Origin of the sequence: Oceanospirillum beijerinckii DSM 7166, from assembly GCF_000422425.1 — a bacterium.
GTDB lineage: Bacteria > Pseudomonadota > Gammaproteobacteria > Pseudomonadales > Halomonadaceae > Oceanospirillum > Oceanospirillum beijerinckii.
Window position 1 is genome coordinate 103,143 of record NZ_AULT01000015.1, and the last position, 23,507, is coordinate 126,649.

The window sequence follows — 23,507 nt, forward strand, 5'->3', positions numbered from 1 at the left end:
GCTCTATAGGAGACCATGAAAACGCTATGAAACGAGCCCGTATCAGAGATACGTTTGCTATGCTTAAGTAAACCCTTTCGATACAGGGATAGTAGCAATGCGGGATCAGCCACATTTTTTACCCCGATTACAACTGCAATCACTACTGGATCTGCTCATAGCGGAGGACTATCAATGTATGGGCCCTCAGATTCAGTCCAATGCCATTGTGTTTAAGCCTTTTAGTCAGGTAACGGCTCTCACCCAAGGCATTACAGATTACCAGGATGCCGGGCACTACCGCTTACAGCCCTACGATAGCCCACGAAATTTCCATTGGAATTGCAGTGCTCAACTGCTAAAACCCTATTTCTTTCAAGCCGAACAGGTATTGTGGCAGGTAGAGAAACAGCAGGATGGTCAGCTGGTGTTCTGCCAGACCCAAAGCCATCAACCCAAACGGGCCTTCTTTGGCGTAAGAGCCTGCGATATCGCAGCATTAAAACTGCAGGATCAACACTTTTTGCACTCTGAGTTTGTTGATGATCACTACGCCGAGAATAGAAGAAATAATCTCTTTATTGCGGTTACGTGCAGCAAAGCAGGTGCCAACTGTTTTTGTCATAGAACCAGTGATGGCCCAGCCATTACCGACGGTTATGATCTTTTACTGGATGAACTGAATGAAGGTTTTTTGCTTCAAACCGGAAGCGATGAAGGTGAGCGACTGTGTCAGCAATTGCTTCAAACACAGGTTTTGGAGATCGCCAGTTCAGAGCAACAGCAACAGGCGGATCAAAGCCTGAGTCAGGTACGGCAGACATTGTTCGATAACGATGATCAGCGACTACAATCACATCAGTCTGATCAATCCCAGCCTCCCCAATTCAAAGCTCAGCAACAATCTCAGCAACAATCTCAACAACAGCACCAACAACCAAAACACCTCCCTTTTGATCCTGAGCTGATCAGACAGGTCCTGATGCAAAACCTGGATCATCCACATTGGCAAGAACTCGCTGAAACCTGTCTATCCTGCGGAAATTGTACCTCTGTTTGCCCGACCTGCTTCTGTAGCAGTCAGCGGGATATTCCCGAACTGGATGGCAGCCAAGCGCAACATGTACGCCAGTGGGATTCCTGTTTTAGTCAGGGGCACGGCTATATCCATGGTTATCAGGTGCGGGGGAAAACTCAGCTGAGATATCAGCAGTGGTTAACCCATAAGCTGGTGAACTGGTATGAGCAATATGGCCGTAGCGGCTGCGTGGGTTGCGGGCGCTGTGTGACCTGGTGCCCTGTTGGTATTGATTTCACTCAAGCCGCGATGCAGATCTGTCAGGACAACGGCCAGATTAGCGGGGACAGAGTTAGAGGGGACAGAGTTAGAGGGGATAGAGTTAGCAAAGATAGAGAAGGAGGACACAATGATAACTAGTCCAACCAGTGACGTTCAGGGTACATTGACTGAGCAAAAGACCGTGCAGGTTAAAGCTGACGCTATGATGACTAAGCTCCAGCAACAGCCTTTTAATGCCAGAATCGTCGAGCGTATTCAGGAAAGCCCGGATATTTTTACCCTGCGTCTGACCTTCTCTGATCCTGAGCTACAGCAGGCTTACAGCTTTGCGCCGGGGCAATTTAATATGCTCTATCTCTACGGTGTCGGCGAAGTGCCTATCTCGATTGTGTCTGATCCTGAACATCCCGGCTCTTTTGACCATACCCTTCGCGCTGTGGGTCGCATCACTCAAGCGATGGCTCAGCTAAAAACCGGTGATTATATCGGCGTACGGGGCCCTTTTGGTCGCGGCTGGCCATTAGAGAATGCTCAAGACAGAGATCTGGTGTTGATTACCGGCGGCTTAGGCTGCGCGCCGCTGGTTTCAGTGATCCATTACGCTCTGAATCGTCGTCAACTCTATAAACGTCTGGTGATTATGCAGGGGGTAAAACACTCCAACGACCTGATCTGGCGACAGCAATATCAGCAATGGGCAGAGAGAGAAGATATCCAGATTCTATTAGCCGCCGATGAAACCGGCGCGCACTGGCCCTGGGCCAAGGGTTATGTCACCAATCTGATTGCTCAGGCCCAGTTTGATAGTGATAACTGTATCGCCCTACTGTGTGGCCCGGAAGTCATGATGCAAACCGCAGCAAAACAACTGCTACAACGCCAGGTTCCCGAGCAACAGATCTGGCTCAGTATGGAACGTAATATGAAGTGTGCGGTAGGCCATTGCGGTCACTGCCAGTACGGTGCACATTTTGTCTGTAAACAAGGTCCGGTGTTTAACTACCCTGAGATTAAACAGCTGCTGAGTCAGGCAGGCTTTTAGCTCCAATAAATGATTGTAGCTCCAATAAATGGTTATAGCTCTAAAACATGGCCTTTAACCCTGGCATACGGCTTTAGTGACAACGAGGATCTTTTATGGCTCAACGGATTCCTGCACAGATCTTATCCCAACACTCAGACGCTGATGTAACTGTAACGTCAAACGCAGCTACGGATGCCTATGCTGACACCACTAATAATGGTAAGGCCAACGTTGATACCAATACCCGACTAAAAGTCGCGGTACATAAGTTTGCCTCCTGTGATGGCTGTCAGCTGGCATTTTTAAACGCCGGAGCGGACCTGCTGACCGTTAATCGCTTGTTTGATATTCGCCACTTTGCCGAAGCCGGTCTGCTTGACAACCGTCCTCTGATTGAGAGAGATATCGATGTCGCCATTATCGAAGGCAGTGTTTGTACTGCAGAAGATATCCAGCGCCTACAGCAGATTCGAGACAGCAGCCAACGGCTGATCACCATCGGAGCCTGTGCCACCAGCGGTGGTATTCAGGCACTGCGCAATATGGCCGATGCTCAGCAGTGGCTGGCAGAGATCTACGCCCGGCCTGAAAGCCTGAGTTCGCTGGATACCGCCACACCGATCAGTCAACACGTTAAGGTGGATCTGGAGCTTTGGGGTTGCCCGGTGAACACAGAGCAGCTGCTACACGCCCTGAGGAATCTGCTATGGCATAGCCTGCCGGAAAATAATAAAGATAAGGTATGTATGGAGTGTAAACGGGCAGGCAATATCTGCGTCATGGTGACCGAAAATAAACCCTGCCTGGGGCCCGTTACTCAAGGCAGTTGCGGCGCTATCTGCCCGCATCATGGTCGGGATTGCTACGGCTGTTATGGTCCAGCGGAGAATACCAATACCGATAGTCTGAGCCAACGCTTTTCAGGTTTCGGGTTATTACCAGAAGAGATCGCCCGTAAGTTTTTACTGATTAACAGCCAAAGCAAGCCTTTCCTAGAGGAAGGTAAAAAGTGGCATAACCAGCTAACGAGTCAACCGCAAACCAGCGATAAAGGACTACGCCTATGAGTCAGAGCCGAAGAATTCAGATTGATGTGCCGACTCTGGCCCGGGTGGAAGGTGAAGGGGCATTAAAGTTCAGCGCCGAAAATGGCCGGATTACACAGCTGCAACTGCGTATCTATGAACCACCGCGAATGTTTGAAAAACTGCTGGAAGGTCGCCATTACAGCGAGGTGCCGGATATTGTCGCCCGTATCTGCGGTATCTGCCCGGTGGCTTATCAGATCAGTGCAGTACAGGCGTTAGAAGATATCTTTCAGGTAGAGATCTCAGACTGGGCAAAAAATCTGCGCCAGATAATGTATTGCGGCGAATGGATACAGAGCCATGCCCTGCATATTCACCTATTAGCGATTCCCGATTTTTTTGGTTATGACAGTGCTATCGCCATGGCTGAAGACTATCCACTGGAAGTGACCCGAGGTTTAAAGCTACAGAGCTTGGGGAATAAGCTGATCACTTTGTGTGGTGGCCGCTCTGTACACCCTGTGGGCTTAAAGGTGGGCGGTTTTCATCACGCACCGGAGCTGGAAGCCGCTCAAACGCTTAAGGCTGAGTTGGAAGAAGCACTGCCTGATATTGAAGCCTTGATCCATTGGCTGGACCAAATTTCCCTGCCCGATGATCACCAAGCGTTTACCTGCGTGGCCTTAGCTCCAGATCAGGCTTTAACCCCAGCTCAGGCTTTATCTCCGGTTCAGGCTACAGCTTCAACAACGACTCAAGGGAATAACCAGATCAACGCAGACTATCCCATTATGGGGCGTCAGCTGACGGCTACTACGAATACCGGAAACGGGGAAAAGAAAGAGAAAGAGGAAGGGGAAAGAAAAGAGAGCAGGACCGACAAAGAATCAAATACCTCACTTAACCTCGATATCGAACACTTTCAGGATCACTTTAAGGAGCACCAGCAGGATTGCTCCACCGCCCTGCACTGCTTATTAGATGGCCAACCCTATCTGGTTGGGCCACTGGCCCGTATTAATCTGAACTATGCGCTGTTATTGCCACAAGTTCAGCAGCAGATGACTCAGCTACAAACCCAGTTCCCGAGTCAGAATATGTTCCATAGCGTGATTGCCCGTGCTTTAGAGCTCTATCAGGCAATACTGCAAGCTATCGAGTGCCTGGAAAATTATCAGCCAACCAATACACCCTATGAAAAGATCACTGTTAAAGCGGGCACCGGTTTTGGCTGTAGCGAAGCACCACGGGGCATTCTCTGGCATAGCTATCAGGTGGATGAACAGGGGCTGATTAAAAAAGCGACTATCGTACCGCCTACCAGCCAAAATCAGGCGCGCATCGAACAGGATCTTGAGCAGAGTCTCTATCAATACGGTCTGGAACACAGTGATGATGAGCTGAGGCTTAGAGCTGAAAGTGTGATCAGAAACTATGATCCCTGTATCTCCTGCGCAACTCACTTTTTAAAGCTGGATATTTCCCGGTAAGCAAAGTTTGAAGCACTCAATATCTTTCACGTTAAGTATTTTGATAGACAAAATGAGCAGGTTGGATAAGCGAAGCACCATCCGACAAAACGCTGCGTATCCAACAAATCGTCGGAAGGCGCCTTGCGGCTTTTCCAACCTACAAACATTTATCGCAATTGGTATAAAGCGTGAGAACCAAGGGTAAAGGAATTAATAGATATGCTGACGATTATCGGGATCGGCTCCCCAATGCCAGGAGATCAGCTGGGTTGGCAGGTCATTGATCAGTTACAGCAACTCAGGCAACACCGTGATATCGAACTCGATACCTATGGCTCGCTCCAGCCAGCCAATCAAATCCAGTCGATCGATCAAATCCAACTAATCAAGCTGGATCGTCCCGGCAGTGGCTTATTGGATTATCTGGACGTAGAAAACAGGGCTATTCTGATTGATGCCATTATGAGTGAACAGCATGATTTTGGTGAAGTGATCCGCTTGGATGCTCATCAGTTAGTAGCCCCTTCAGATAGTGCAGTGACCAGAAAGCAACCCAGCTTACTTTCAAGCCATGGCTTTGGCCTACGGGAAGCATTATTGTTAGCCAGTCAATTGAAACGTTTGCCCCCTGAATGCCAGATCATAGGTTTAAATCTGTATCCTTCTCTGCAATCAAGTGGAAATCACATCGCGTATAATAGTCTGCACAAAACGCCTGCTGAGAGAGAGGCGTTCCTATCGATTGATATCAGACCATTGATCGCGCTGGTAACAACCGAGATCAATTCCGCCGAAGCCCTTCGCAACGTCTAATTCACAGCGGCTAATTAACAATGGCTAATTAACTACGTCTTCTGCCTCTAACAGCTGCCTTTTACTTTCTGCTTTGGCCGTATTCAGAATCTGTTCAATCAGCTCCGGGCTATCGACTGCACGGGCCAGAGCCACACCACCTACCATAAGAATGGACGCTATCGTTGCCGTTTCCATATCTTTACCCGTACTTTGCGCCAGACGTTTAATAAATCCCTTTAATACCTGCTGATAGCCCTGACGACTCTCCTCATCCCGTAATGCGATATCCGATACCAGAAACGCCAGCGGGCAGGCATCTGCTACTGAATTCACATGCTCTTCAGACAGATAGAGATCCAGAATACGATCCAGATCAGGCTCCCGATCCAGCCTGTCACGGGTCATGCGTCTGGCACCATAAACAACCGCTTCGGAGTACAGCTCTTTTTTGGAGTTAAAATGCTTATAGAACGCGCCCCGCGTCAGGCCCGCACGTTCCATAACCTGATTGATCGAGACTTTGTTAAAACCATTATGGGTAAACAGATGTGCCGCACTTTGCAGAATTTTGTCACGGGTTTGCTGTTTATGTTCCGGGGACCAGGGCATAATTTTAACACTCCTAAGTTAGCTCTCAGATAAACCATCTCAAAAGATGTTCTTGATCATATTGTCACCTAGCTTAAAGTAAAGCGCACCCCTAAAGTACTAACGTAGATCCGGGCAGAAAATAAGCTCACTCTATTCCGTCATTTACCGGGCTATTTATCCAGCCGTGCACTTTATCCGGCTGGGCACTTTATCCAGCCGGGCATTTATACAGCCGGGGACAGTATCCAGCAGGGCACAGCCCATAAAAGGAAAACGATATGATCAGTATTCTTGGTATTCAGCAAAGTAACTTTGTTCGCAGCGTTGAACTGGTATGCGCGCAAAAACAACAGGCTTATCAGGTAGGTTGGCAGTTGGGCGATAAAGCGATTCCGTTTCGCTCGGATGAACATCTGGCCGTACACCCTTTTGCCAAAATGCCGGTGATTCAGGACGGTGAACTGATTGTGCAGGAAACACTGGCGATTTGCCGCTATCTGGACGCTAAATATCCCGTTCCAGCATTGCAACCCGAAGGCATCGAGCAACAAGCCGAGCATGATGCCTGGTGCTCTATGATTGTCACTCAGATCGACCAGGCCATTATGCGCAAATATCTGGTTGAGCTTGCCTTCCCAACAGGGCCGGATGGTAAACCCAATAAAGAGAAGCTGATGAAAAATAAACCTCAGCCACTACGTGCAGTTGAAGTGGTTGAACAGCGACTGGCCGGTAAAGACTATATCTGCGGCGATCAATTAACCCTGGCTGATCTCCTATTAGTGCCCATGCTGCACCATGCGGCCAAGCTAAAATATGATCTGCAACTGATTTCTGATGATAGTCTGATTCACGACTATATTGAGCGGATTATGGCTCAGCCTGGTGCTAAGGATATCTTGCTATAAAGCTCCGCTCGCAACTCAGTGCTCTTTATCGTTCGATTATGACCGGGACAGGTTTTAACCATTAAAACGGCCCCGGTCTTAACTTAGCCGCTCAGCTCTCTTAACCTTGCAATACATAACCTTGCAGTACCAGCCCTCTTCAACACAGATACCGACTCAAGTACTGCCTGTCCCCTTAAAAGCATTTCATGCTGTTCATTAAAAAAACCCGGTTTTACTCACTCAATACTTTATTTCGCTAAAAACCCAGTGTTTGTCTATGATTTAGAAAACACCTGCTTGTAAAACATGAATTTCCATGACACCTTTAGACCATCTGACTGTTCAGAACAATAACTACCCATTCTATCCACTGGATGGCTCGTAAGCAGCAAACGGAATGCTTTGGAGTCTCATCATATGCTAAAAAATCTTAAACTCAGTACTCAGTTAAACCTCGGATTTGGGGCCATAGTGTTGCTAATGGCTATTATTTCAATCATTTCGTACAGCGGTCTGAATAGCACCTATAAAGGCTTTACCGAGTACAGAGATTTAGCCAGGGATACGAACTTATCTAGCCGGGTTCAAGCCAATATGCTTTCCATGAGGCTCGCCGTTTTAAGCTTTATAAATACACGTTCTGATGCTGATATACAGGTTTTTAGTGAGCGCCGGGACACTATGAATGAATATCTGGACAAAGCAATCATTGAAATTCAGCAACCCAGTCGACTTAGTCTGATTAAAGAAGTTAAACAGGAAGTTCTAAGCTATGAGAAGGCCTTCAGCGAAGTGATTAAGCTATTCCAGCAGAGAAATAATATTGTTGCGGCACAGCTTGATCCTTCCGGTCTGGCCATGCGCAAAGCACTGACCGATATTATGCTATCAGCTAATAGAGATAATGATACTTCAGCGGCAGTGCTTGCAGGTATCGCTCAGGAGCACCTGTTACTGGGCCGCCTCTATGTGACTAAATATCTAGTCACAAACTCCGTCACCGACGCCAACCGGGCAAAAGAAGAGCTGCAGCAGAAGTTACCTCCTTTAATCGAACAACTTGATCAAGAACTGCAGAACCCAGGTCGCCGCCAGCTACTACAGGATATGCAGAAACACTTTCAGCAATACAATCAAGCTGTTGCTCAGGTGCAAAATATTATTACCCAGCGCAACGACCTGATCGACAATACGCTGAATAAAGTCGGACCTATCGTCGCAGATAAGATTGAGCAGGTTAAACTCTCAGTTAAAAAGGATCAGGATACACTGGGACCTGCTCTTCAGGCAGATACTGAACAAGCAGTGACACTGGTCAGCACCATCGCCCTATTGGCAACACTGACAGGCCTGTTTATCGCCTGGTATATGGCCAAAACGATCCGCACACCGATTGGTGGCGAGCCTGTCATCATTGCAAACATCACTCACGCTATCGCTTCCGGTGACCTGAGCCAACCCCTCAACACCAGCGCCAAAGATACCGGTATCTATCGCTCGGTCTGCGATATGGCAGAAAAGCTCAGAGAGCTGATTGGAGGCATCATTGCGACAAATAAACAACTGGTGAATGCTGCTCAGGTTGGCTCCGAAGCCGCACGCCACAATACCGAAACCATCCAACAACAGCAGTTGATGACCGATCAGGTTGCCGCTTCGATGAATGAAATGACCTACAGTATTCAGGAAGTTGTTTCCCACGCCGCTGAGTCTGCAGAGAAGTCGGCTCAGGGGAAAACCGAAACCCAACGAGGCAGAGACAGCGTTCGCCTTACCGTTGATGCGATCAATGATCTGGCCGACAACCTGAACCAATCTATGATCACCATCAGGGAACTGGAACAGAAAAGTATCGAGATCGGATCAGTTGTTGAAGTGATTCAGAATATTTCCGAACAAACCAACCTGCTGGCACTGAACGCAGCCATTGAAGCGGCACGGGCTGGCGAACAGGGCAGAGGCTTTGCCGTTGTTGCTGATGAAGTACGTACACTGGCACAACGCACCCAGGAGTCTACCACTGAGATCCAGGAGATGATTCAGGATCTGCAACAGCGCACCGTCCAGACCGTAAACGCCATAGAAGAAAGCTCTAAAAAAGCAAACGATACAGTTGAATGCTCCCAGGAAACGGATACCGCGTTAAGCTCTATCGCACAGGCGATAGATCAAATTGCCAGCATGAATGAGCATGTGGCCAGTGCTGTAGAGCAGCAATCTGTCGTGGCTCAAAGTATTACTGAGAATATGGAGGAGCTTTCCGGTATGCTGGAAGCGACCACCCAAGGCGTTCAAAAAGCAGAACATGCCAGCCAGGAAGTTAATAATATGACTCACAAACTGACACAGCTGGTATCAGGCTTTAAGGTATAACGATAGAGCTGGAGGCTGGAGGCTGGAGGCTGGAGGCTGGAGGCTGGAGGCTGGAGGCTGGAGGCTGGAGGCTGGAGGCCATCAAACCAGACTGATACTTAATCAGATACAAAGGGTATGTAAAAAATCGAAAGAAAAGCCAGAAAGCGCTGCCATTTTCAGTTAAATTAGCCGGTGATTATCAACAGGGCATTGAGTTTTACTATACGACGCCCTGATTCAGTGGAAAACAATCGGCTTCGGTACTGTACTCTGCACAGAGCACAAACAGGAAACAGCCGCACATAGGCCGTAAATAAGGATAGACAATGCAGCAGCGTTTTCAGGCGCTTTCCCGCTCCAGTCAGGCGGATATTCTACTGATTATTACGACCCTGCTGGCTGGAGCTGGTTGGATCTTTTCTAAAGAGGCGCTACAGGGTTTAGAGCCGATCTTTTTTATCAGTATTCGTTTTACCCTAGCGGGTTTGGTATTAGTCTTACTGGGCCAGGGAGTGTTGCGTCGATTAACAGGGTTAGAGTTTAAACAAGCTTGCCTGGTCGGCAGTATTTTTTCAGTCGCCATGATTCTATGGATTCTGGGCCTACACTACGCCCATCATGTGGGTATTGGCGCTTTTCTCACCAGTTTAGGTGTGGTTTTAGTGCCCTTCGTTGGTCTTTTATTTGGCGACAGACCGGATAAATCACTCTGGCTGTCCCTGCCGGTGGTCATTGGCGGTTTAGCTTGTTTATCTCTGGATAGTCAGTTTGCCTTTGGCTGGGGCGAAGTGTTTTTCCTACTAGCCGCACTGTTGTTTGCTTTCTTTTTTGTTTTGAATAGCCGCTATTCCGCCAAGATTGCCACTCTGCCACTCACCGCCATTCAGCTACTGATTACGGGTGCAGTTGCCTTTGTCGTTTCTCTATTGCTGGAAGAGCAGCAATGGTCACAACCGGCATCAATCTGGGGCTGGCTGCTGGCCAGTGCCTTTATCGCTACCAGTTTGCGCTTTTATGTTCAGACCAAAGCGCAAGGCATGGCACCCTCCAGCCACACCGCCATAATTATGACACTGGAGCCTGTCTGGACTGCGCTATTTGCCGCCTTCTGGTTAAATGAACAGATGACCTTACTTCAGTTCTCAGGCTGTATGCTGATCTTTATGGCGATGTTGATCAATCGCTGGCGAGTGATTATGCAGTTGCTAAAGAGAAACTAAGTCCTTTTTCTACCCAAAATCTGAAGCCATTGATTCACTATGGCTTCAGATTTTCTCTTCACTTTCACCTTCCCTACCCCATCTTCTCTTCTCCCGTGTAACGCAAGCCTTACAAAATCATACGGACAGTAAACATTACACCAATAACCAGAAAAAATAGATATTACAGACAAATAACCACATTTTTAGGCTGATTTCACAGATTTTAGCTAACACCTACTTTTAAAAAGCCTTCTTTCTATTAGAGCACTAATCATTTTATCCTTGATATATTCCGCCTACTCTGCCATTTTAATTTAAACGTTCATTTAAGAAAAAATTTGGAGAGTCCGATGCCTAAAGTCGGCATGCCAGAAATCCGCAAACCTCAACTGATCAACGCCACCATGGAAGCCGTCAACGACGCAGGCCTACATAAAGCCAGTGTTGCCATGATCAGCAGTTATGCCGGTGTATCCCCCGCTATTATTAACCACTACTTCGGCGGTAAAGACGGTTTACTGGAAGCCACTATGCGTTCCGTACTCAAAGACTTGTCGGATGCCGTTCGCAAACAATTGGAAGCGGTTGAACCTGATAATACTGCGGCCCGTATTATCGCGGTGGTGAAAGGTAATTTTGACCCTAAACAATTAGACAGCAAGGTGGTAAAGACCTGGCTGACCTTCTGGTCACACTCCATGCATAAACCCCAACTGCATCGTTTACAGCGGGTCAATGAGCAACGCCCGCTCTCCTATCTGCGCCGTGAACTCAAACAGGTCGTGCCTCATGAAAAAGCGGCGTTTATCGCTCAAGGGGTAGCCGCATTGATTGATGGCATCTGGCTCAGGGGCGCGCTATCACCGGAAGGCATCAATACAACCCTGGCCGAAGCGTTGATTATTGATTATCTGCAACATCAGCTACCGGAACTTAATTGGCATGATTTTCAATCGACCAAGAGCAGTTAGCCGTTAATAGATCACTAACAACTCAAGACTCGCGTGGTTTAAGCAAACAGCGCAGAAATCACCAGACCCGGATCAGGTTATGAAACAGGAATACGACTACATTATTATCGGTGCAGGCTCAGCGGGCTGTGTGCTCGCAGATCGCCTGAGTGAAAGCGGTGAACACAGCGTACTGCTGCTGGAAAAGGGTGGCAGTGATCGCAGCATCTTTATTCAGATGCCGACAGCCCTGTCCTATCCAATGAATACCGAACATCTGTGCTGGCAGTTCCATACCCAGCCTGAACCGGGCGTAAATAACCGTTCACTGCACACCCCGCGGGGTAAAACCCTGGGTGGCTCCTCTTCCATCAACGGTATGGTTTATGTGCGTGGTCACGCCTGTGATTTTGATCAGTGGCAAGAGCAAGGAGCTGAGGGCTGGGACTACCAAAGCTGCCTACCCTATTTCCAGCGCGCAGAAACCTGGGAAAACGGGGCCGATGATTATCGTGGCGGTAACGGTCCGGTAGGCACCTGTAACGGCAATAAGATGTCGCTGAATCCACTGTACCAAGCCTTTATTGATGCCGGTGTTGATGCGGGCTATGGCTATACCCAGGATTACAACGGTTACCGTCAGGAGGGTTTTGGCCCTATGCATATGACGGTGAAAAATGGCGTGCGCAGCTCCACTTCAAACGCCTATCTGCGTCGTGCTATGCAGCGTCCTAATCTGACGGTGCTGACCCATGTGATGAGCCGCAAAGTGATCACAGAGCAAATCGATAACCAAATCAACGCCACGGGTGTGGAGTTTGAACATAAAGGCCAGATCCACACTATCCATGCTTACCGTGAAGTGATCTCAGCCGCAGGTTCGATAGGTTCGCCACAATTATTGCAACTGTCCGGTATTGGCCCGGCAGAAGTGCTGCAGAAAGCCGGTGTCGAAGTGGTAAAGGATCTGCCGGGCGTAGGTGAGAACCTGCAGGATCACCTGGAAGTCTATTTCCAATACAAGTGTCAGCAGCCGATCTCTCTGAACAGCAAGCTGAACCTGATCAGTAAAGGTCTGATCGGTGCGCGCTGGATACTGCTAAAGGACGGCCTGGGGGCCACCAACCACTTTGAATCCTGTGCCTTTATCCGCTCCCGTGCGGGTCTGAAATGGCCAAATATTCAGTACCACTTCCTGCCTGCGGCGATGCGTTATGACGGTAATGCGGCGTTTAAAGGTCATGGTTTTCAAGTCCATGTGGGTCCGAATAAACCTTCCAGCCGGGGCTATATCCGTATCACCAGCGCTGATCCCGAGCAGCCGCCTGAGATTCTATTCAACTACCTGAGCACTCAGCAGGATATTGAAGATTGGCGCGCCTGTATCCGCCTGACCCGTGAGATCTTAAACCAGAAATCACTGGATGCTTTCCGGGGTGATGAGATTCAGCCAGGTTACGCCGTTGAAAGCGATGAACAGATCGATGCCTGGGTGCGTGACAATGTAGAGAGCGCTTACCACCCCTCCTGCTCATGCAAGATGGGCGCAGATGATGATCCTATGGCGGTGCTGGATAGCCAGTGCCGGGTACGGGGCGTGAATAAGCTACGGGTCGTAGACTCATCTATTTTCCCGACTATTACCAACGGCAACCTGAATGCACCGACCATTATGGTGGCGGAAAAAGCGGCGGATATGATTCTGGGCAAAGCGCCGTTACCAAAGACCAATGTTCCGGTTTGGATTCACCCGGATTACCAGACAGAGCAACGATAGAGAAAAATAACAGCGGCTAATGGCAGGTTAAACGTATAAGCCATTAACCGTTTTGCTGTTACCAATAACCCAAGCAGGCGGAGCGATCTGCCTGTTAGCGCTTTGACCAGATACATAAAGCGTTATGTATTTCCAAGCCAGTCCAGCGGCGTCAGTGTTTTTATTGAATACCGTACAAATATTACGCTTGATCGTAACCAACACGGGTAAGAAACACTGCGTCTCGGCCGGACTGCCTTGGAAGTACAGCCAAGACAATAAACTGACTGTACTCAAGGAGATACCATGATCTTTCCTAAACTGAAAACTCTGACCACCGCCTTGGCGCTGACCATCAGCGGCAGTGCTCTGGCTAATAGCTGTGAAACCGTGCGTTTCTCAGATGTCGGCTGGACCGATATTACAGCCACCACAGCGATCACCTCTGAGATCGTTAAAGGCTTGGGTTATAAGCCCAAAACTCAGCTGCTATCGGTGCCTGTCACCTATACCTCACTGGCTTCCGGTGAGTTAGATATTTTCCTGGGCAACTGGATGCCCACCATGGAAGGGGATATCGCCAAATACCGTGAAGCGGGTACGGTAGAAACCGTTCGTGCCAACCTGCAAGGTGCGAAATACACCCTGGCGGTTAACCAAGCCGCTTATGATGCGGGTGTACGCAACTTTGCGGATATCGCCAAACACGCGCGCAAATTTAATAAGCGCATTTACGGTATTGAGCCGGGCAACGACGGTAACCGTCTGATCCAGGATATGATCGATAAAAACGCTTTTGGTCTGAAAGATTTCCGTCTGGTGGAATCCTCAGAAGCGGGCATGCTATCGGAAGTCAAACGTTCTGAGCGTCGTAACAAGTGGGTTGTATTCCTGGGCTGGGAACCACACCCGATGAACAGCAACTTTGATATCGCTTATCTGGACGGTGGTGATGACTGGTTTGGCCCTAACTACGGCGGTGCAACCGTTTACACCAACACCCGACAGAACTACAGCAAAGAGTGCCCAAATATGGGCAAACTGCTAAGTAATCTGGAGTTCACCCTGAGCATGGAAAACCAGGTAATGGCTTCCATTCTGGATAAGGGCATGAAGCCAGAAAAAGCCGCGACCCAGTGGCTGCAAGCCAATCCTCAGGTGCTTGAACAATGGCTGGACGGTGTTAAAACGCTGGACGGCAAACCGGGCCTGACAGCGGTTAAGCAACACTTAAAGCTTTAATACAACTGATACCATTACCGATAAATTTATTGGTATCAAAGTCGGCTGGGTAAGCAAAGCGCTATCCAACACTGACTCTGATACCTGATTGTCGGAAGACGCCTTGCGGCTTTTCCGACCTACAACCACTTATCTGGTTTGGTATAAGTTTTAGCTTTAACACGCTCAAGTACTGATTCGCACTCAGCGACTAATTCAGATTAAGGCTTGAGCGTGACTTAACGCTTTGATGTTCTAAAGCCCATAACGGCTTTAGAACATGTGTTATCAGATGAGAGCAAGCAGGCTGTAAGCTACACATCACCTGTGACAGGTCATAAAAAATCGGCCCTGTACTCCGTCTTTCTTTTTCTGCCCGAACATCGCTTTGGGCCATGCTTTACTATCGAGTAATCCGTTATGAATTGGATAACCAAACATAAAATCCCTTTGGGCCAATGGATGGAAAATTTTGTCGATTGGTTAATCGGCAACGCGTCAGGTTTTTTTGATGCCATCGCCTATTCTCTGGAATGGCTGATTCTGGGTGCAACCGATCTATTACTGCTGTGCCCGGCCTTTATTCTGATCGCGGCAACAGCAGGTCTGGCCTGGTGGTTACATCGGTCGCTGGGGCTGGTCGCTTTTGTAACGGCATCCCTGTTATTAATTGCCAACCTGGGCTACTGGACCGAGATGATAGAAACCTTGGTGTTAGTGCTCTCGGCCACGGTACTCTGTGTGCTGATCGGTATTCCCATTGGCATTATGGCGGCCCATTATCCTAAATTTTATACCGCGATCCGTCCGGTATTGGATCTGATGCAGACCATTCCAACCTTTGTTTATCTAATCCCAACCCTGATTCTGTTTGGCCTGGGCGTTGTACCGGGGCTGATCTCCACCATTATCTTTGCTATCGCAGCCCCTATTCGCCTGACCGCACTGGGTATCAGTAGCGTACCGGCAGAATTATTAGAAGCAGGTAAAGCCTTTGGCGCTACTCGTACCAAACTGCTGTTTAAGGTCGAACTGCCTGCGGCGATGCCCAATATTATGGCTGGGGTGACACAGTGCATTATGTTATCGCTATCCATGGTAGTGATTGCCGCTCTCGTGGGTGCCGATGGTCTGGGCAAACCTGTGGTACGCGCCCTAAATACCGTCAATATCTCTCAGGGTTTTGAAGCGGGTCTGGCCATTGTATTGGTGGCGATTATTTTGGACCGTCTGTGTAAACAACCAAACCAGAAGGAGGTGTAAGCATGAGCGTGATTGATATTCAGAATCTGGATGTAGTGTTCAGCGATAAACCTCAACAAGCGCTGCAACTGCTGGATCAGGGCTTAAGTCGTCAGGAAATTATCGACCAGACCAAGGCAGTGGTTGGCGTTCATAACGCCTCGCTTAAAGTCGCTGAAGGTGAGATCTGTGTACTGATGGGCTTATCCGGTTCCGGCAAGTCCAGCTTGTTACGTACCGTGAATGGCCTGAACCCGATTTCACGGGGTAATCTGCTGGTAAAAGACGGTGATCGTACCGTTGACCTGGCCAACTGTGACGAAGCCACTCTACGCCATCTGCGGACAAATCGTATCTCCATGGTGTTCCAGAAGTTTGCCTTAATGCCTTGGCTGAGCGTGCTGGATAATGTCGCCTTTGGGCTGGAGATGAAAGGGATCGACAAGAAAACCCGCCAAGCCAGCGCAATGGAAAAGCTGGAGATGGTGGGCCTTCAGGAATGGGCTCACTCGCTGCCTCACGAACTTTCCGGCGGCATGCAGCAAAGGGTTGGCCTGGCCCGAGCCTTTGCTATGGATACCGATATTCTGCTGATGGACGAACCCTTCTCCGCACTGGACCCATTGATTCGGGCGCAGCTGCAGGATGAACTGATCGAGCTGCAGAAGAATCTTAAAAAGACCATTATCTTCGTCAGTCATGATCTGGATGAGGCACTGAAGATTGGCTCCCATATCGCCATTATGGAATCCGCCCAGATTATTCAACACGGTGAACCGGAGCAGATTGTACTCAACCCTCAAACCGCTTACGTAGAAGACTTTGTTGCCCATACCAACCCGCTCAATGTGCTCGGTGGTCGAACCCTGATGACACCGGCCCATAAGCTGGAACAGCAGGGCAATAAGGTGATTCTGGATAGCAACCACAACCTTTGGGTAGAGCTGGAACAGGGCAAAATCGTACAAGCGGGCAAAGGGGAACAAACCCTACCACAACAAGAGTGGCAGCAGCTTTCCAAGGCGGAAAAAGCAGAAGGTAAAGCACAGAGTATTGCTAAAGGCAGCTTCTCGATTGCCTCACCAGAAATCAATATGCGCGAGGCAATCAACCTAAGATACACCAGCCAGTTGCCTGTATTGCTCCAGGAAAATGGTAGGTTCGCAGGTGTATTGAATGACAACAACTTCTATTACGCCCTGTTGGGCAAACATTTTGTTGCAGACTGACCAGAGTACCCCCTGATAGAGCAGAGGGCTGAAGCACATGCTTAGGCCCTCTGGTAGTCCAGCTATTGACTATCCTTTACTTTCTTTAGCAGCTAAATCAACTTATTATTCGGCCACTCTATTTTCTTCCCTTACCATCCACTGGTCTGTCCCAAATATATTGATGCGATCTACTTTATAGACCCTCTACCTCTTAATCCGAGCCGAGATCTACTGACCCGAGAACGGCTGTCTGGATAGGCTCTATAAAATTCCATGCACAACCCCTGAATTAGACCTTAACAATATGACTAACATCCTGATAAAATGGCAAATTACTTACATCAATAAACCGATGTGACGCATCAGTCATGCGACTTGTAATGTCATGTAATATTTTTTCTAAAACGCTCAAGATAGAATACAAGCTCTAAGGAAAAGTACACGACCCATCGAAAAGAATCGGGAGTGTGTACGTTGCCAGGATATAAAAATCAATCCGGCAACGTTGACCCAGCTACACAGAAGGAACTTGAACAAACGTACCGGGGGTTTAACTGCATCCGTCCAGGAACCCGATATGTTAAAAAGAGTCCCTATTAATCAGCTACTACCAGGAATGAAGGTTGCTAAAACCGATGTCGGCTGGGAAAAAATCAGATATTGGCAGGGCCCTTTTACCATCCAAACCGCAAACGACATCGTGCGCCTGTTTGAATCCTGTAAAAGTGTTTTTATCGAGATTGAAGGCGACGATTCTGAAGCATCAACAGATGACAAGACAGCATCTGTCACACCAAAAACTCAATCGCCAGCGCCTGAAGCAGAAGAAAAACAAGCGGTCACTCAGCCAATAGAGAAGCCTGTAGAGAAGCCAGCAGAGCCGAAGATCGCCGAAAAGCCGGTAGCGTCTCAAGCACAAGCACAGCCAATCGCAACCAAACCGACACTGGTTAAAACAGAGTCTGTAAAAGAAAGTCTTCAGCGCAAGATATCCGCAGAGTTCGCCATTGCCAGCTACCACAACACCTTAAATACGCTAAGTGAGTGTTTTCAGAAACTGCATCAAGGCCAGGACATTGATGACAAACCTCTGCAAGAGAGTGTAAAAAACCTGACACTGTCTTCCATGGCACATCCTGAAACCCTGAGCATGATCTGCAACCTGAAAGAGAATAACCAGTCTCTTGAGCAGAAGTCTCTGGATGTCGCAGTACTCAGCCTGATGTTTGGTCAAGCCCTGGGCATGAAAGGCAAAGCTTTACAGCGCTTAGCTATGGCCGCTCTGCTTCATGATATCGGCATGCTAAAAATTCCCGATGAAATTCTGAACCAGAAGCAACCACTATCCGTCAGACAACGACAGTTGATTCAAAAGCATATCGAGTTAGGCTGCGGTATTCTTAAGCGCCATCCGGGGCTCAGCCACTTGCGCAGCATTGTTGCCTTTCATCATGAACGTCATGATGGCAACGGCTACCCCAGCCGGATTTCTGGCAGAAAAATTCCTCTGGAAGCGCGCATTCTCAGTATTGTGACCACATACGAAGCCCTGACCCGTAGCCGCCACTTTTCTGAGCAGCACAGCACCACTCACGCCCTGAGCAAACTTTATGCACTGCGAAATAAAGCCTTTGATGGTTCACTGGTCGAACAATTTATTAAGGCTCTAGGTGTTTATCCGGTAGGAACTCTGGTTAAACTGAATAACGGTTACACAGGATTAGTCACTGAGATTAATCCAAGCCACAGATCACGCCCCATTGTACAACTGCTCTATAAACCCGATGGCAGAGCATTGAATAATGGCAGCAATCTGGATCTGAAAAACAGCCGTTACAGTAAAATCCAGGTCACCACAACACTGCAACCTGAAAGCTTAACTGCCAATACCCTGGCTAAACTGAGACAAAACCTTGGCTTTAATCGTCAGGAAGCGGCTTAAAGCCTCAATAGCAAAGCCGCCTTTCAACAGCGATTGAACGCCACAGTTTGCATACTTCTCATTCTACAAACGTTCTCTGACGCCTAATTTAGAGGCCGAAAAAGCATAGCTTTTAAGGCCTCAGCCGCGATAGCGGGCCACTACAATTTTTGTTACATGCTATACATTGCATCAACCAGTGAACCAACCTTCACCTCATAGCATTTTGGATGGTTATTAAGCCAAGAATCTATAGCCTTTCGATCTTTTTCTGATGGCGAATCGTAGCGACCTTCCGATACCACGAAACCTTCAAATTCTTTAGAGTTTGCCCCACCCCCCATAACTAAACCATGACTCTCGATGAACTCAATAAACTCATCTAGTAGAGAATCATGTTCAGACGCATCCTCTATATTCAAACGGCAAAAAAACTCAAATCCATATACCGTAAATTCATCTACGTAAAGCTTTTTTCTAAGACGTCTACTTCTATTTTTAGCCATTACAATTCCTGCATATAAGGCCCGCATTTGCGGCTGGTTTGGAGCGCAGCGGAAAACTAGTCCGATAACATGCGCTTGTTACATGCTTCTTCACGTCTTTGCCGCTTTTATTAATTTCCCTATTTGCTCCATACCATCAAATGTTGATGGTAGGTTTCCATCATCTGTGACTATCCCAGAAAATATAATGCTTTCGAACTTATCTAAGGAGTTCGCATCTTTCTTCTTTATATCGCTAGAATATTCCGAGTAATTCTGGATAAATCTACACAATGTTTTTCTAAGATCTATCTGTAAAGTTGTGACTTTACAGACTTATAATTAAATAGAAGAACTCTAAAATAGTAAACAGAAATAGCAACCAGTGAAACTGTAGGGAAAATTGAAACCAAAAGACCGTCTCTAACCGCGGCAATGTTATCTAGATGCAGATATACAAAAAATAGTTCTGCAACTATAGGAGATACGATCACAACCGACAAAACCCGAAGCCAAATTAGTATTCCATCTCGCTCTGCCTTCTTCTCTGTCGCAAGTTCGTCAAACCCCTGATACAAGCCAACAAAGTTGAAAGCATTTTCATATTTAGATAAGGACTCTTTTAGTGAATCGACTTTAGCTTCTCTTTCAGCCAAGTCTGCATTCCAGTCATCTTTTAGTTTTTCTGCTTTAGCAGACACTGCATTGAATTTTTTCAAACTTTCGATAGCGTCACTATTAGCTATAGCCTTAAAAATATTGATCGGCATATCACGAATAGCATATTCGATTTGCTCTTTAGCATTGTGCTCAAATAAATCAACATTATTAAAAACAAATTGTCTTGCAGCTTCAAACTCCATTGCCAAATCATTTTTCATGGAAAGATAAAGTTCGAATAGGAAGCGGAAGCACATTGAACAAATATCATCCAACTTTTCCTTTGTTAGTTCTTTCTCCTCACCAGCCAGTCGATTAATAAAGTGGTCGCCAATCCATTGAATATTGATTTCACAAAGCTCATCCCATTGGTCGGGCTTGTTTTCCATGGAGCCAACAACTAATCGAATAAGACTATTGCGTTGCTTTTCAAAATCGTCAGAGGGAACCAAACCATCAATTTTGTGTTTAAACTTCGCGAGAATAGTTTTGCTCTGGTTCGTACTAAAAAGTTCTGCCATGTGACTCCCTACTTATGATGCATGTAACGCCCAAATCAGGTGCACCGTAGGTGTCACCTGGATTTGCTTGTTATGTGGCAACTGCACGATCTATGTTTATTGCATTTGTTCGCATTATAAATTTTAGTTCTCTCTCTTCCTGTCTAGTCATAAAGCAGAGATCAACTGGGATTTTATAAAATAAATCATTCAGAATGTAACGAATTATCTGCACATCGTCATCTTTATGGTAAATAACTAAAATATCGACATCACTATAAAGAGCACCTTTGGTTAAGATGGAACCAAAAATATAGAAGTCAGCGTTTACCCCTTTTCGATCCAATGTAGCCTTTGCGGTGAATATGATTCCAGCAATGTTTTCTAGTTCCATTTTTTATTCAAGTTGCCCATAAGCTCACCCCAAGACATGATTTTTCTTCCACTGTTCTCTGCTGCTTTCTCCGCATTACTTGACCTGCGACAGTTAGGATTAGATGTAAGAATACTATCAAAGTCACCATATTTATCGATTCCAGACCTTACAGATTCTGCTGTAAGGTCATAGTCATTTAAAACCAAGATGGTGACATCTGGTAACAGCTTTCTCTCGATTTCAAACCTACGATTATCGAGGCGATAAATACGTTTAACTTTATTATGTTGAGATAATCCGCGAATAACAAACTGCATCTCTTTTGAGATATAATTTGATAGGTTTCCACTTCCTAACGCACTATATAAATCTCCTAAGCCTCCGATAGAAAAATCAGCCGATTCCATTAGTTGCATCAGTTTTCCACTAATATATGCATCTTTCTTGATATTTAAAATGAAGTCTACTTTCTGTATGTCGATATCAGAAATTGACTTTAGATTCATTCTTTCACATGAAAAAACTGAAACTGCATAAGTATTAGTGTTCTGATGTGTCAGTTCTAACGTTGTGCTATCTATCTTCGAGATTGATTCAACTTTTCCATGTCCGGAAATTTTATCAATGCACCAGTCTATCAAACTCAATTTATTACTCCAAAATTAGCAAAATATCTTCTGGGAAAGTTGTTCCATTTGCTTTGGTTTTGCCAGTGTGCTTTGCCTCAAAATCATCTACGTGCTGCTTGAATTTTGTGAATATATCATTTTCAAAATCCAATAATAATTTTTTGTTTCTTTCTATTGTTTCTACAATTTTTCTATTGTTGGGCAAAATGAAATCTTGTATTTTTCTGAGCCACTGCTCTGGCATTTCACTTTCAGGATTGAATCTTTCCTCTGTCATTGGGCCATACGTGTGAAAAATATGACTATTTTCCTCGAACAATGGAGCTATGACTTCCTTTACATCTTCTCTTGTCGAAAGAAGCTCTTCTTGAGGTATTGCTTCTCTTTTAGAGTGCTCTTCAAGGAGAGAAAGTAATTCCTCTCTAGTTAGGCCGTTTATGACAATGTCACCACCGGCCATATAATTGACTGAGTGATCACCAGATGTTTGTTTCTGATTTTTAATCATCACTTTTCCCAATTTTCATATCACGACCAGCCATGTAATTTTTAGATCTCTTACCTGACCTCTGAGATTGGGATGGTTGATTGTTACGAAATACAATTGTTGAGATTATTGTCAGAATAAATATTCCGGCTCCACTAAAAACCCACTCTTTGTTGTCGATCATCCACTTTATGATGGAATTTACTACTTCCACAACGTTTCCTTTTCTTGATGTTTAATTGAAATGTTTGATTGCCACATAACATTTTATTCATCCGCCCGTGCAAGCTTCACAAACTTGCAAGGTTGGTCTACCTTATAAGGTAATCAAGGAAGATAACCATGTATCGGCGAACAAAAAAGTATCAAAATAATGTAGAGTACCGAGCCAAGCAGCGCATAATACAAGAACAGAAACTTGACCCAAATACTGAGGATCATTCTTTTTCGGAACTACCTGACCTGCGCCGTATCATTGATATAACAGATCTCAACTCTGGCACTCCCGTTAAACATAGAATGGAACTATACCGCACAGATCGCATTGATTGCTATGATGTTTTTGTCGATAACCGATTATGGAAGAGGAGAATAGGCTGGAGTAAAATACTTGAAGGGCTGCTAAATCTTTACCACGCCAGAGAGCTGAATAGCATTTATTTTATTTGCTATAAAAACAATATAATAGCAAACAAATGCGACTTTATTAGTCGCGCAAATACATACACTCTCAATTTTTACCTATTGATTTCTATCCGCTATTCCATGGATACCCCGTATTCCTCACTCATATAACTATTAGAAGTAGGCTCATTCAACGAGATCAAAGAGTTATCACCGGATCAAAAGCACAAGGACAGACAAGAGTTCATCCTCGGTAGTTTTCAAGATAGTTGTTCAATGAACTGCGTGATTGGTGATTGCCTCAAACCCCGCCGAAAACCGCTCTGAGTCAGCCCCTCATCTACCGTGTAACCCGTGGGACAAGCTTGTGCGTTACTGCGATGCGGGTACATGGGCAGTAATCTGGCAGAAAATGCGATCAGGCCGTTCGTGATCGGTCGGGAAAACGGGTTGTTCAGTACAAACCTGGCGGGCGCACATGCTGGTGCTAACTTGTACAGTCTGATAGAGATAGAGAAAACAAGCGGTCTGAAGCCATGGAAATATATGATTGAGGTCATGGCCGAGCTATTGGCAGCCGATAGTGTTGGTCAGATAGAAAGTCTACTGCCTTGAAATCGTCCTACTAAAAAGTAAAGGTGGGGCGAAACCATCAATTACCACGGTTTAGTATGTAATCAATACTGTAATCCCCCTCACCTCTATCACATTGCAAATTGTCGCAATTAAAATAATTAAACAGCAAATATTTACAAAATCATCTCACAGCATTTTGTCGCTGCACTTTAATCCCCTCTTCCTCCACTAAA

The 23,507-nt window shown here is 46.5% G+C and carries 21 protein-coding genes; 15 read left to right on the plus strand and 6 right to left on the minus strand.

Annotated features, from left to right (window positions below):
• The first annotated feature begins 178 nt into the window (after positions 1-178).
• From H579_RS29400 to H579_RS0106675, 5 genes are all read left to right on the plus strand, one after another.
• A complete protein-coding gene (locus H579_RS29400; RefSeq protein ID WP_211224677.1) occupies positions 179-1,417 on the plus strand; it encodes a 4Fe-4S dicluster domain-containing protein in 1,239 nt (412 codons plus the stop codon).
• Positions 1,407-2,321 carry an FAD/NAD(P)-binding protein gene (locus tag H579_RS0106660; protein ID WP_245583225.1) on the plus strand — a complete coding sequence of 305 codons (915 nt, stop codon included), beginning with the start codon at positions 1,407-1,409 and terminating at the stop codon, positions 2,319-2,321. The genes H579_RS29400 and H579_RS0106660 overlap by 11 nt, the downstream gene beginning before the upstream one ends.
• 95 nt (positions 2,322-2,416) lie before the next feature.
• A complete protein-coding gene (locus H579_RS24570) occupies positions 2,417-3,370 on the plus strand; it encodes an NADH-quinone oxidoreductase subunit B family protein (RefSeq protein ID WP_084623995.1) in 954 nt (317 codons plus the stop codon).
• The gene (locus tag H579_RS0106670; protein WP_028300037.1) at positions 3,367-4,821 is read left to right on the plus strand and encodes a Ni/Fe hydrogenase subunit alpha; all 1,455 of its coding nucleotides are present in this window, start codon (positions 3,367-3,369) and stop codon (positions 4,819-4,821) included. Before H579_RS24570 ends, H579_RS0106670 begins: the two co-directional genes overlap by 4 nt.
• A gap of 201 nt (positions 4,822-5,022) precedes the next feature.
• Positions 5,023-5,616, plus strand: a complete 594-nt coding sequence (locus tag H579_RS0106675; protein ID WP_028300038.1) for a hypothetical protein — start codon at positions 5,023-5,025, stop codon at positions 5,614-5,616.
• 24 nt (positions 5,617-5,640) lie between these two features.
• Here H579_RS0106675 and H579_RS0106680 read toward each other — a convergent pair whose 3' ends face one another.
• Positions 5,641-6,207 carry a TetR/AcrR family transcriptional regulator gene (locus H579_RS0106680; RefSeq protein ID WP_028300039.1) on the minus strand — a complete coding sequence of 189 codons (567 nt, stop codon included), beginning with the start codon at positions 6,205-6,207 and terminating at the stop codon, positions 5,641-5,643.
• Between the two features lie 260 nt (positions 6,208-6,467).
• Between H579_RS0106680 and H579_RS0106685 the strand changes: the two genes are divergently transcribed.
• The 9 genes from H579_RS0106685 (at position 6,468) to H579_RS0106725 (ending at position 18,958) form a co-directional block, all read left to right on the plus strand.
• Positions 6,468-7,097, plus strand: a complete 630-nt coding sequence (locus tag H579_RS0106685) for a glutathione S-transferase family protein (RefSeq protein ID WP_028300040.1) — start codon at positions 6,468-6,470, stop codon at positions 7,095-7,097.
• A gap of 399 nt (positions 7,098-7,496) precedes the next feature.
• A complete protein-coding gene (locus H579_RS0106690) occupies positions 7,497-9,452 on the plus strand; it encodes a HAMP domain-containing methyl-accepting chemotaxis protein (RefSeq protein ID WP_028300041.1) in 1,956 nt (651 codons plus the stop codon).
• Positions 9,453-9,760: 308 nt separating this feature from the next.
• The gene (locus tag H579_RS0106695; RefSeq protein ID WP_028300042.1) at positions 9,761-10,654 is read left to right on the plus strand and encodes a DMT family transporter; all 894 of its coding nucleotides are present in this window, start codon (positions 9,761-9,763) and stop codon (positions 10,652-10,654) included.
• Positions 10,655-10,986: 332 nt separating this feature from the next.
• Positions 10,987-11,607, plus strand: a complete 621-nt coding sequence (betI, locus tag H579_RS0106700) for a transcriptional regulator BetI (protein WP_028300043.1) — start codon at positions 10,987-10,989, stop codon at positions 11,605-11,607.
• A gap of 79 nt (positions 11,608-11,686) precedes the next feature.
• Positions 11,687-13,363 (plus strand): choline dehydrogenase, encoded by a 1,677-nt coding sequence (gene betA, locus H579_RS0106705; RefSeq protein ID WP_028300044.1) that lies wholly within the window; start codon positions 11,687-11,689, stop codon positions 13,361-13,363.
• Between the two features lie 285 nt (positions 13,364-13,648).
• Positions 13,649-14,584, plus strand: a complete 936-nt coding sequence (locus tag H579_RS0106710) for a choline ABC transporter substrate-binding protein (RefSeq protein ID WP_036565557.1) — start codon at positions 13,649-13,651, stop codon at positions 14,582-14,584.
• Between the two features lie 399 nt (positions 14,585-14,983).
• Positions 14,984-15,826 (plus strand): choline ABC transporter permease subunit, encoded by an 843-nt coding sequence (gene choW, locus H579_RS0106715; protein ID WP_028300046.1) that lies wholly within the window; start codon positions 14,984-14,986, stop codon positions 15,824-15,826.
• Positions 15,827-15,828: 2 nt separating this feature from the next.
• Positions 15,829-17,034: a choline ABC transporter ATP-binding protein gene (gene choV / locus H579_RS0106720; RefSeq protein ID WP_028300047.1), complete on the plus strand. Its 1,206-nt coding sequence runs from the start codon at positions 15,829-15,831 to the stop codon at positions 17,032-17,034.
• Between the two features lie 559 nt (positions 17,035-17,593).
• A complete protein-coding gene (locus H579_RS0106725) occupies positions 17,594-18,958 on the plus strand; it encodes a cyclic di-GMP phosphodiesterase (RefSeq protein WP_028300048.1) in 1,365 nt (454 codons plus the stop codon).
• Between the two features lie 152 nt (positions 18,959-19,110).
• On the opposite strand, the gene H579_RS0106730 is transcribed toward H579_RS0106725, so the two are convergent.
• The 5 genes from H579_RS0106730 to H579_RS24585 all read right to left on the minus strand — a co-directional run bounded on the left by H579_RS0106730 (position 19,111) and on the right by H579_RS24585 (position 22,095).
• The gene (locus tag H579_RS0106730; RefSeq protein WP_028300049.1) at positions 19,111-19,443 is read right to left on the minus strand and encodes a YggL 50S ribosome-binding family protein; all 333 of its coding nucleotides are present in this window, start codon (positions 19,441-19,443) and stop codon (positions 19,111-19,113) included.
• A 287-nt stretch (positions 19,444-19,730) separates the two neighbouring features.
• On the minus strand, positions 19,731-20,603 hold the full coding sequence (locus tag H579_RS24575; protein WP_211224678.1) for a hypothetical protein: 873 nt from the start codon (positions 20,601-20,603) through the stop codon (positions 19,731-19,733).
• Between the two features lie 70 nt (positions 20,604-20,673).
• Positions 20,674-20,976 carry a nucleotidyltransferase domain-containing protein gene (locus tag H579_RS0106740; RefSeq protein ID WP_028300050.1) on the minus strand — a complete coding sequence of 101 codons (303 nt, stop codon included), beginning with the start codon at positions 20,974-20,976 and terminating at the stop codon, positions 20,674-20,676.
• Positions 20,967-21,605, minus strand: coding sequence for a hypothetical protein (locus H579_RS24580; RefSeq protein ID WP_157834566.1), 639 nt, complete (start codon positions 21,603-21,605; stop codon positions 20,967-20,969). Before H579_RS24580 ends, H579_RS0106740 begins: the two co-directional genes overlap by 10 nt.
• Positions 21,606-21,609: 4 nt before the next feature.
• Complete coding sequence (locus H579_RS24585; protein ID WP_051227384.1) at positions 21,610-22,095, minus strand: hypothetical protein; 486 nt, start codon at positions 22,093-22,095, stop codon at positions 21,610-21,612.
• 993 nt (positions 22,096-23,088) lie between these two features.
• Here H579_RS24585 and H579_RS0106765 point away from each other — a divergent pair.
• On the plus strand, positions 23,089-23,313 hold the full coding sequence (locus H579_RS0106765) for an IS66 family transposase (RefSeq protein WP_028300053.1): 225 nt from the start codon (positions 23,089-23,091) through the stop codon (positions 23,311-23,313).
• Positions 23,314-23,507: the final 194 nt, after the last annotated feature.

Coding starts and splice junctions, on each gene's coding strand:
- H579_RS29400 (WP_211224677.1), top strand. CDS start 179: ATGGGCCCTCAGATTCAGTCCAATGCCATTGTGTTTAAGCCTTTTAGT.
- H579_RS0106660 (WP_245583225.1), top strand. CDS start 1,407: ATGATAACTAGTCCAACCAGTGACGTTCAGGGTACATTGACTGAGCAA.
- H579_RS24570 (WP_084623995.1), top strand. CDS start 2,417: ATGGCTCAACGGATTCCTGCACAGATCTTATCCCAACACTCAGACGCT.
- H579_RS0106670 (WP_028300037.1), top strand. CDS start 3,367: ATGAGTCAGAGCCGAAGAATTCAGATTGATGTGCCGACTCTGGCCCGG.
- H579_RS0106675 (WP_028300038.1), top strand. CDS start 5,023: ATGCTGACGATTATCGGGATCGGCTCCCCAATGCCAGGAGATCAGCTG.
- H579_RS0106680 (WP_028300039.1), bottom strand. CDS start 6,207: ATGCCCTGGTCCCCGGAACATAAACAGCAAACCCGTGACAAAATTCTG.
- H579_RS0106685 (WP_028300040.1), top strand. CDS start 6,468: ATGATCAGTATTCTTGGTATTCAGCAAAGTAACTTTGTTCGCAGCGTT.
- H579_RS0106690 (WP_028300041.1), top strand. CDS start 7,497: ATGCTAAAAAATCTTAAACTCAGTACTCAGTTAAACCTCGGATTTGGG.
- H579_RS0106695 (WP_028300042.1), top strand. CDS start 9,761: ATGCAGCAGCGTTTTCAGGCGCTTTCCCGCTCCAGTCAGGCGGATATT.
- betI (WP_028300043.1), top strand. CDS start 10,987: ATGCCTAAAGTCGGCATGCCAGAAATCCGCAAACCTCAACTGATCAAC.
- betA (WP_028300044.1), top strand. CDS start 11,687: ATGAAACAGGAATACGACTACATTATTATCGGTGCAGGCTCAGCGGGC.
- H579_RS0106710 (WP_036565557.1), top strand. CDS start 13,649: ATGATCTTTCCTAAACTGAAAACTCTGACCACCGCCTTGGCGCTGACC.
- choW (WP_028300046.1), top strand. CDS start 14,984: ATGAATTGGATAACCAAACATAAAATCCCTTTGGGCCAATGGATGGAA.
- choV (WP_028300047.1), top strand. CDS start 15,829: ATGAGCGTGATTGATATTCAGAATCTGGATGTAGTGTTCAGCGATAAA.
- H579_RS0106725 (WP_028300048.1), top strand. CDS start 17,594: ATGTTAAAAAGAGTCCCTATTAATCAGCTACTACCAGGAATGAAGGTT.
- H579_RS0106730 (WP_028300049.1), bottom strand. CDS start 19,443: ATGGCTAAAAATAGAAGTAGACGTCTTAGAAAAAAGCTTTACGTAGAT.
- H579_RS24575 (WP_211224678.1), bottom strand. CDS start 20,603: ATGGCAGAACTTTTTAGTACGAACCAGAGCAAAACTATTCTCGCGAAG.
- H579_RS0106740 (WP_028300050.1), bottom strand. CDS start 20,976: ATGGAACTAGAAAACATTGCTGGAATCATATTCACCGCAAAGGCTACA.
- H579_RS24585 (WP_051227384.1), bottom strand. CDS start 22,095: ATGATTAAAAATCAGAAACAAACATCTGGTGATCACTCAGTCAATTAT.
- H579_RS0106765 (WP_028300053.1), top strand. CDS start 23,089: ATGGGCAGTAATCTGGCAGAAAATGCGATCAGGCCGTTCGTGATCGGT.